6 protein-coding genes are annotated in these 9,905 nt (G+C 60.8%); 1 reads left to right on the top strand and 5 read right to left on the bottom strand.

The genetic code is table 11. The features are described 5' to 3' along the window. The 4 genes from ABX749_RS10015 to ABX749_RS10030 form a co-directional block, all read right to left on the bottom strand. Nucleotides 1-3,256, bottom strand: a 3,256-nt coding sequence (locus ABX749_RS10015) for a hypothetical protein (RefSeq protein WP_372895853.1), incomplete at its 3' end; no start/stop codon positions are given. A gap of 177 nt (nt 3,257-3,433) precedes the next feature. Further along, nucleotides 3,434-5,002 carry a hypothetical protein gene (locus ABX749_RS10020; RefSeq protein ID WP_372895854.1) on the bottom strand — a complete coding sequence of 523 codons (1,569 nt, stop codon included), beginning with the start codon at nt 5,000-5,002 and terminating at the stop codon, nt 3,434-3,436. After that, nucleotides 4,999-5,997, bottom strand: coding sequence for a glycosyltransferase family 2 protein (locus tag ABX749_RS10025; protein WP_145217799.1), 999 nt, complete (start codon nt 5,995-5,997; stop codon nt 4,999-5,001). Before ABX749_RS10025 ends, ABX749_RS10020 begins: the two co-directional genes overlap by 4 nt. Nucleotides 5,998-6,281: 284 nt before the next feature. Beyond that, a complete protein-coding gene (locus ABX749_RS10030; protein WP_372895855.1) occupies nt 6,282-6,755 on the bottom strand; it encodes a hypothetical protein in 474 nt (157 codons plus the stop codon). A 159-nt stretch (nt 6,756-6,914) separates the two neighbouring features. On the opposite strand from ABX749_RS10030, the gene ABX749_RS10035 reads away from it, so the two are divergent. Next, complete coding sequence (locus tag ABX749_RS10035; protein ID WP_372895856.1) at nt 6,915-7,358, top strand: TM2 domain-containing protein; 444 nt, start codon at nt 6,915-6,917, stop codon at nt 7,356-7,358. 264 nt (nt 7,359-7,622) lie between these two features. On the opposite strand, the gene alaS is transcribed toward ABX749_RS10035, so the two are convergent. After that, nucleotides 7,623-9,905: alanine--tRNA ligase (alaS, locus tag ABX749_RS10040; RefSeq protein WP_372895857.1), on the bottom strand; the 2,283-nt coding region annotated here is incomplete at its 5' end.

The raw sequence follows: 9,905 nt of genomic DNA on the forward strand, positions 1-9,905 counted from the left end.
CGGGGGCGGTGTTCATGCCTTGGAATAACCGCTCAATGGTTTGGCCGACTCCGTCGAGCGCCCGGCGTTCGATGTTGGGGTCATCCAGCGGTCCGGTCACGTCGACCGTCCACAAGGTGTAACGCTGGTCCATCAGCGGACGCAAGATCCGGGTGAAGGTGTTGCGGGGTGAGACGCGGGTGTTGAAGGTCAAATCGAGTTCACGGCGGCGATCGAGCATGCCGTTTCCGTGCAGCGCGATCAGGCTGCCCCAGAGTTTCAAGTCATCAAAAAAGATCTCGTTTTCGCTGAGCCGGTAGGTGATGTCGGCGTTGGTGAACGCGACGTCTTCGGTCGGGGTGATCGAGAGCACGTTCAGCAATTGCATCAACACCGGGACCTGGTAAAGGTTTGCATCGGTGATGACGGCATGGCCTTGGCCACGCAACAGGTCGGTGGTCCCGAGCACGCCTTCCAGGTTCATGCTGCCGACCAGCGAGCCGGTCAGATCGCTCATCCCGTGGCCCAGTTCGGCCAGCAACACCGGCAGCTTGGCCTGGATCAGCGCCAGCCGCACATCAAAATTGGCGTCTGAGAGCGTCACGTTGCCATCCATGCGTATCGTCCCGTCGAACAATCGGCCTTCGATCGGTTGTTGGAACTCGCCGTTGCGACCCATGCCTCCCAGTCGAAGACGATCGTCACGCATCTGAAAGGGGCCGCGCAGCCGGGTGATTTGCAGATCATTGATGTGCAGCGAATCGATCCGGACTTCGCCCTCGGCGGCGATCTCGCGGGCGTCCTTGCGACCCTTGACCGACAGTTCTCCGCGAAGCCCGTGCACCGGCCCGACGTCGCCGATTCGGTTGCCTTCTAATTGCAACTGCAGGTCCCAGCCAAAGATCGGATCGGGGTGGCTGTCGTCGGAGAGCAGCGTTTCGGTCAGTCCACTCAGGCCGACCGGTCCGCGGAGGTTCAAGCCACGCATGGCTCCACGCATCTGTTCGGGCAACGCGTTGATCAATTCGGCGTCAGGAATCAATCGACTGCCGTTGTGCACGTCGACACTCAGCAACCAGCGACCGTCCTTGAGCTGCCAACAGCCACCGTCGGCGGAGACTGCCGATCGACCGTGCTCGGCGCGAATCGCGTCGATCATCACACGTCCGCCCTCGTATCGAACCGCGGCTTCGACGATGTCCAATCGATACGGCAGGGCGATCGGTTGCAATCGCAAGGTGTCCGAGCCGATTCGCTTGGAATCAAATTGATTGGCAGCGACGTTCAGCTTCAACGGGCTCTCGGTGGCGTCGCGAACCAGTTGAATGCTCAGCGAATCGAGCACTCCACTGGGAGCGAGGTTGTCCCAGGTCTGTTGCGACGCCGGCGGAAGCGAACTGCGAAGCGCTTCGTCGAGCGAAATGCGGGTGGCATCGAACTCCAAGACCAACGACGGCCGCGAAGTTAGCGCGATGGATTCAGCTTTTGCCGGTTCGTCGCGGCGGGCGGGAATCCGGTAGTCGCCCTCGCACCGAATCACTCCGCCGTTGGCATTGGAGCCTTGGAATCCCGTCAGTGTCACGTGATCATCGACGACCCGAATGTCGCCGGTGACGTTGTACAGCGGATAGGGAAAGGCGTCGAATCGCAGCGTCGCATCGCTGACTTTTAATTCCATGTCCTGATGCTTGATTCCATCCGCGTCGGTCCGCAGCGTGCCACGGACCAGATGGATCGCTCCGAGCGGGTTGAGCGAGCGAATGAAACGCTCCAGCGCCGTGACCTCGCCCCCGCGCGGCGACAACGCGTTCAACAGTTCGCCATCAATCGCAATCGGTCCGGCCATCGCCACCGAGAACACGCGTTGCTGTTGCGTGTCGGAACGCAGCGGCAGGTCGAACACGCACTGCATCAGCTGGCCACCGATCCGCCCGCTGGCCAGTTTTGTTTGGACACGCTGATCCCTGATCAACAGCTCTCCGGTGATCTGCCGGACCGGGTAGGGGAATTTTTCATAGTTCAGCTCGACGCCCTTGCAGGTGATTTCAGCGGTCGTTTCGATCTGCTCGCCGACGATGTCAAAGTGTGCGTTGGTGACGTCGATCAATCCGCGCGGTTCGAATTTCTTCCATCCGGCTTCCAACCGCTGGGGAATCACGGCGGCGAACCGTTGGTCCAGCAACAGGTTGTAGGCCGAAACATCGAGATGAGCTTCGATGGGGTGGGAATAACCCACGGTGTAGCCGTCCAGCTTGATCCGCGCGTCGCCCCAAAACGCCTGACAGGATTCCAGCTGCACGCCGCTGGGACGACAACTCAGCACGCCACGAATCTCTTTGACCGGCATCGATGACTTGGGGTGCCGAAACCGACCGTCGTGAATGCGGCTGCGGGTCGCGAAGTTGATCGGATGGCCGGGCTGAATCCGCGCGATCGCCGTCGTGTCGGCCAGCAATTCCAGACCTCGAAGCGGTTTTAGTTTTTCCTGCAGTTGCGCCGGCAAGCGATCGATCAGTTCGCCGGTCAGTTTTCCGCCGCGGACTTCACCCCGCACATCGGTTTGCTTGCCGTCGCTGGTGATCTGCAACGCAAAATGCTCGGCAAAGGCCGCGGTGCCATTGGCGGTGATCGTCGAGGAGCACGAGCTGGCGGATCCGGCCGAAGACCCGATGTCGACTGATCCGGCGGGATCGGTCTCGCAAGCGAACTGCTTCAAGATCACCGCTTGGGCGACATCGATTTCGATCGGGCGTGAATCCGCGGACTCGTTGGCCAGCACCAGTTTGGCGTTGCGGACCTCCATCCTGGGACAAGCGACTTTGCCAAACGTCGGCATTGGCCACAGCGATTCGAGTGAGAGCTTGCCGTCTTCATCCAGCCAGGCGTGGGCTCGAACGCCGCTGATCACGATCCGACGGGTGACCAGTGGGTTTTCTTTCTCAAGCAGTTTTGAGATGTCGGCGCTCGCCACCACCACGATCTGACCAATCCGCACCAGTTCGCGTGAAGCGTCGGCGGTGATGCCCAGACGGTCACTCAAGGTGCGCGCCCGCCGCGTCGCCGCCGACTCGGATTTGCTCGGCTGCAAGATCCGGATGTCATCCAGGATCAATCCGATGTTGGGTTCGACACGGCCCCGACCGATCGAGATTTCCAGATCGGGATAATGGTCGCGAAACGTCTGCTCGACATGACGTCGGACCTGTTCCCCCACGGTCTGCGGGGCGATGAAGCGAAAGATGAAAACGATCGCCGCAATCAACAGCGCAACGACCATCCATCGAGAGGACTTTCCCGATGTTGCAATGTCTTTCGATTCGGCTTCCTTGCCGCTCAACGAGTCTCTAGCCCCGGTGGATTGCGAGCCAGCGTGGGGACGGATTGCCAATCCGTCTTTCTGTTGGGTGCCAGACGGATTGGCGGTCCGTCCGACGACACGATAGTAGTGCCTGATTTACGGGGCGAGCCAGCCCAAATACTGCCAAAACCGGTAAAGCCAAGGAGACTGCCAGGGACCGTCGAGCGAGATCGACATCGAAGTCACACTGGCTGCTAGCAAAACGTACGCCAGCCACCGCCCCCACGGACGACCACTGAGCCACTCTACAGGCCCGGCGATCGCGAACAACCACAGCGGTGCAAACCACAGCATCCAACGAAAACACACGCTGACCCCGCCGTAATTGCGGTCGATCTCCGGCCGAAGCACGTAAAACACCGCACAAACAACCGTCGCCAACGCGATCACGGCGAGCAGCAGGCGCAGTTCCGTGGAGCGTGATGACAGCAATCCGAGCAATCCGATCGGCATCAGCAACCAGATCGGGGTCAGCGAGAAAATCCCGTAGTGCCCCACCGTCATGTTGGCGGCGTAAACCAGTCGCGACGGTTCGCCGACGTCGACGCCCCGGCGTTTCCCGTCGACCCAATAGCTGGATGGATAGTCGTACCAATCGTCCCAATGCCGTAGCTGCGACGGTCCGTCGGCGCTGCGAATCAGGCCGAATTGTTGTTTCCCGTCGACGACCACCCGGGTCCGCTGGGGATCGCGTGACGGGCCGGTTTCGATCTGGGATTGATCCGAGGCCAAATCGTGCGCCGCCAATGCCGATCGCAATTGATCGTCAGTCGGTTCGGCGTGGTCGAGGGTGGCGATCAGTTCGCCGTCGCCGCGGTGCGTGTACGGCGGCCGCAGGCTTTGGTGGGCGATCCAATTGGTCGCAAAAAATGCCACCGCGACAATCAGCACACCGGCGGAGTAGGCCGGCAGTGACCGCCGCTGGACCAGCAACAACAGTCCGCCCCAAAAAACGGTCATCGACAGCGCCGGCAATTCATTGGCGGCGGTGAATCCGCCCGCCAGTCCGGCTAGCAACAACCATCCGTGGCCAGTCGGCTGCTGGAGCGATCGCACGAAGACGTACAGCACCACCGCAGCCGACGCGGCCGCCGGCAAGTGATTGTTCAGCGCGATCGAAAACGGCAGCAACATCGTGCCGAAGCAGACCGATGCGGCGAGAAAACACTTTGCCCAAACCGAGTGCGTGACGCGGTCGATGGCGAGAATGGTGCAGATCAAGAACACAAACAGCGTCGGGACGTTGACCAGCCAAAGGATCACTCGGCCGACATAAATCGGGTAATCGCTCAGCCACATCCCCATGGTCCGCGACACACACCAATACACCCCGGCGTAGATCGTCGGCAGCAGCGGCGGCTTGCTGCTGTAGTAGTGCAGTTGCCCGTCGCGGCCGCGATGGCGAACCAGATCGATCGTCGCCCAGGGACGGCGATTCTGTTTGATCCCGCGACGTTCCAGGAACGGATCGATTTGATAGGTTCCGTTTTCGACCAACGCGGCAATCGTGCACCAGCGGGATCGATCGTTCGCGCTCAAGAACGGCGTGTCGCCTTCCCGGCTGATGACCGTGGCAATGCGGCCCGAGACGACCGACAGGGCGATCACGATCAACAGCGTGTAGACACCTGCGATCGGAATCCCCGTTTCGCTTGCATCTTTCATCGCTGACCTCCGCCGGCCGATCTCGCAGTCGCGTCGGTATCTTGCAGAATGCTGTAGGGGTGCTTGGACTGTTCGGACAAGGAAACGATCAACTCGGCCAACAGCCCGGCCAGGAACATCTGTGCCCCCAGCAGCAGCGCGGTGATGCAGTAGTAAAACAACGCCGACGCGTGCAGATCAACATCTTTCATCGATTCCAATTGCCGCGAGATCACCCACATCGCAGACAGATAAACCAGCCCGAAGCCACCGGTCAAAAAGAACAGCAAGCCGATCGCCCCGACGAAATGGAAGGGCCGCTTGCCGAACGTCGTCAAGAAAAAGATGGACAGCAGATCCAGGAACCCTTTGGCCAGTCGCGAGACCCCGTACTTGGATCGGCCGAATTGGCGGGCGTGGTGAACGACGGGGATCTCGGCGACGCGCCATCCCCGGGCGGCGGCCAAGACGGGAACGAAGCGGTGTCGCTCGCCGTACAAGGTGACGTCCTTGGTCACCGGCCCACGGTACGCTTTGAACCCACAATTGTGGTCGTGCAGGTGCACGCCGGTCATCCGGCTGACCAGCCAGTTGAACACCTTGCTGGGCAGAGTCTTGTCGAGCGCGTCTTTGCGTTTCTGTTTCCAGCCGCTGACGACGTCAAAGCCCTCGTTCAGCTTGTCGATGAACGCGGGGATCTCCACCGGATCATCTTGCAAATCGGCGTCCATCGTGAACACGACCTCGCCGGTGGCCTGCGCAAACCCCGCCGAGAGCGCCGCCGCTTTGCCGAAGTTTCGTCGAAACCGGATGCCGCGAACGTGATCGTGTTGGTCGGCCAGCGATTCGATTCGGGCCCACGTCTGATCGGTGGAGCCGTCATCGATAAACAGCACGTCGTGGGGCAAGTCGATGCCGCGACAGGCCTCGCCGATCTTTTCGACCAACGTGCCGACGGTGTCTTGTTCGTCCATTGTGGGGATCACGAACGTCGCGGATCCCGGAAAACCATTCATCAAAGCTGTCTCAGCAAGCGATTGACCAGTCAAAAAGGGGGACGGAGCATCCTAGCAGAAATGCGCTCGTTTTGTCCCGGCGGGGCCGCAGGCCGAAATCGAGTGTTCTAGCGCGTTTTGCTTCGACGCCGTCGGGCAACGCTGTGAAGCATTTTTTTAGCGGTAGGACGCGAGCCCTCCGGTGTTTCGGGGAACGATGGGGGACCGGAGGGCTTGCGCCCTGCCGCTAACACCACTGTGAAGCATAAACCGCTCGCGCCGTTCCGCGAACAGCTGCAGCGCGGCTACAAACGCTCCATGATTTCGCGGTAGGCAGCTTCGTCGATTTCGTCGACCAGGAATCGATGGGTCGCCACGTACTTGCCCACGCGTGAGAGGTCTCGCTGGAAGCGTTCGCCGCGGAGCAACACGCGGTCCAGGGAGAGGTTGTCGCGCAAATCGGACAATTTGACTTGCCGGGCGAGTTCGTTTTCTCGCAACCGAATCACGTAGTCCTGGTACGACGTCTCGCTGCGGTGGGTCATCAGATCGACGGCTTGGACCACCCGATCGCTGAATCCGTGTGATCGAAGATCGTCCAGGGTGACTGGTGTGTCTTCGACCAAATCATGCAGCACGCCAACCATTTTGGCGTCCAGCGACTCCACGCCCATCATCACACGGATGCAGTGCAGAATGTAGGGCTGACCCGATTTGTCGGTGATTCCGGTGAAGTGTGTCGCGGCCAAAGCGATCGCGTCTTCGAGTGTCGCTGGCATGGTGTGGGATTCCCTACGGTTGGAGGAAGTTCAGTGAAACGGTTCCGGCCGATGCCAAGACTGGAACACGATTTGCGAATCACAGCAACGGCGGCGAGTGTTGTGCCAAAAAGACCTCCCGCTGTCACCCAATCGTCCTTTCCACCGCATCGCCGAGCCATGCACGCTGCTACTGACAGTTATCCCCACCCCGGCCACAGTGTGGCCACTGAAACGTCGCCGACCCACCCGGTGCTGATCGGATATCTCTACTGGATCCTCGGCATCTTTGGTGCTCACCGGTTTTATTTCGGCCGACCGATCACGGGGGTGATTTGGTTTTTCACCGGCGGCGTGTTCTTGATCGGCTGGATTGTGGACCTGTTCCTGATCCCGTCGATGGCCGAAGACGCGTCACGGCGGTACCGCAGGGGACGGTTCGATTACACGCTTTGCTGGGTGCTGCACACGTTTCTGGGGCTGTTCGGCGTGCACCGCTTGTACATGGGCAAGATCTTTACCGGTGTGCTGTACCTGCTGACCGGAGGATTGCTGGGTGTCGGGTTCGTCTATGACCTGCTGACGTTGAATGAGCAGATCGATGAACTGAACGCGTGGGAGTAGGGGGGCGGAGGAGGATTGGCTTCCAGCGTGTCCTGTGTCGTGGCCAGGCTCCGCCTGGCGTTCGAAAAATTGAACGTTGCACCCAGTCCGACTCTTAGGCGGAAACCGTTCCGCAGCATTTGCCCAAAGGGCATGCACAGCATAGCCTGGGGCTCATCCGGTCTCACCCCAGGCTATGTTGTTGATCGCCTTTGGCGAACCGAGCCGAGTGATTCTTGATCCACCACGGAACCAGAACGACCAAAGTCTCGTCAGGCACAACGCTTACGCGCCGAGTTGTTCCCGCATCGACGACTTCGCGGCGTCGAGTGCGGCGGGCAGTTTGCTGGGGTCTTTGCCGCCGGCTTGGGCCATGTCGGGGCGACCACCGCCGCCACCGCCGACCATCTTGGCGGCCGCGCCGACCCATTGGCCGGCTTTCAAGCCTTTGTCGACCAGCGTGTGACTGAGGCCTCCCACCAGGACCACCTTGTCGCCTTGGACGGTACCGAGCAGCACGGCCGATCCGCCGGAGGATTTTTTGCGGATCTGATCGATCCAGCCTCGCATGACGTTCGGGTTGGCACCGGGGACTTCCGCCACCACGATCAAATCGTCGCCGACCTTTTCCCCTTTGCCGATCAAGTCATCCGCGGTGATCTTTCCGCCGGCGGTGGCTTCTTTCAATTGCGCGACCAAGCCGGCGCGGTCGGCGAGCATCGAATCGATACGCGCGAGCACTTCGTCTTGAGAGACGTTCAGCCGTCGCGTGATCTCACGGACGCTGGCGCGGACGCTGGGATAATCGCTGACGTTCGCGGCGGGGCAATCCGCGGCGACGGAAAACGTGTCGGCATGCTCGGACGGTTTACCGCTGGTGAGTTCCTTCTTCAGTTGTCGGACTTCGCCGGCCAACTGTTCGATCGCACCCCCGGCGCGTGCCGGGTCGGTACCGAGTCGCGCGGCGATGTCAGCGAGTAACGTTTGCGTCTGTTGACGATGCTGCTCGGCGCGGGCGCCGGTCAGGGCAACGATTCGACGTGTGCCGGCAGAGACGCTTTCTTCGGCCATCAACTCGAACGTTTGGACGCTGCTGGAACGCGTCACGTGCGTCCCCGCGCAAAGCTCTTTGCTGTAGTCGCCGATGGAGACCATGCGGACGGGGTCGGGGTACTTTTCACCGAACAACATCATCGCGCCGGCCTTGCGAGCTTCGGCCAGCGGACTGGTCTGCCACGAGACCTCGGCGTCTTCGTCGATCCGCGTCATCACGTCGCTTTCGATTTTGACCAAGACGTCGTCGGGAATCGGTTTTTGGTTGGTGAAATCGAAACGCAAACGATCCTCTTCGACCTTGCTGCCCTGTTGTTGGGCGTGGTCGCCGATGTTGGTGTGCAGTGCGTGGTGCAGGATGTGGGTGGCGGAGTGGGCGCGGGCGAGTGCGCCGCGTCGCTCGGTATCGACGACGGCTTTGCAGCTCGCGCCTTCTTTGATTTCACCCTTGGTCAGCTTGCCGTGGTGGACGATCAGGCCGCCGTGTTTTTGGGTATCGTGGACGATGAACTCGAAATCATCCGAGCGGATGACACCGATGTCGCCGACCTGGCCACCCGATTCGCCATAGAACGGGGATTCGCTGAGCACCAAACGAAATTCGGCGTCGCCCGGGCGGCTGATGCGGCTCAGCAACTGGCCTTCGTCGTCTTTGTCTTTGCCGTCGCCGGTGATGATGCCCTTGATCGTTGCGGTGGTCTCGGTCGTGTCATAGCCGACAAACGGTGTTTCACGCAGAGCTTCCTTGAGTGTTTCCAGGGGACCGGTCTGGAACAATTCGACTTGCCCGGCACCGCTGGCGATCGCGTGTTCGTGCATCGCGTCGCGATAGCCCGGCCAATCGAAGGTGAAATTCTTTTCGGCGGCGAGGGTTTGCAACAACTCCGGGGGGACGCCGTAGGTCGTATTCAGTTCCGCGGCTTCTTTACCGGGGACCATCACCGCGTCTTCTTCGTTCATCTCTTTGAACAGTTGTCCGATGCGTTTCATGCCGCCGTCGATCGTTCCGAAGAACGCGTTCTCTTCCGACTCGATGACTTCGCTGACGCGCGGGATCGTTTCGCTCAGTTCGGGGTACGCGGTTCGGCTGGCGTCGGCGACCGCGGCAACGAGCTTGTGCAGGAAGGGCTCGCGGAGGTCCATCTGGTAGCCGTCCAACACCGCGCGTCGGATCAGACGACGGACGACGTACTTGGCCTTGTCACGTCCGGGGTAGACGTTCTCGTGGATCGCGAAGGCGCACGCCCGCGCGTGGTCGGTGATCCGCCGCAGGCGCCGACCGTTATCGCTGTCGGGGTCGTAGTGCACGCCGACGACGTCCGCGGCGGCATCGACGATCGGCCGCAGTGAATCGATGTGGAAGTTGGTGGAAACGCCTTGCAGGACGCTGGCGGTTCGTTCCAGGCCCATGCCGGTGTCAATGTTTTGGCTGGGCAGGGGTTTGAGATTGTCCGGCGGATCGCCGACGCGATTGAACTGGGTGAAGACCAGGTTCCAGATTTCGACGTCGCTGCC

Origin of the sequence: Stieleria sp. (assembly GCF_041595215.1) — a bacterium.
Lineage (GTDB): Bacteria > Planctomycetota > Planctomycetia > Pirellulales > Pirellulaceae > Stieleria > Stieleria magnilauensis.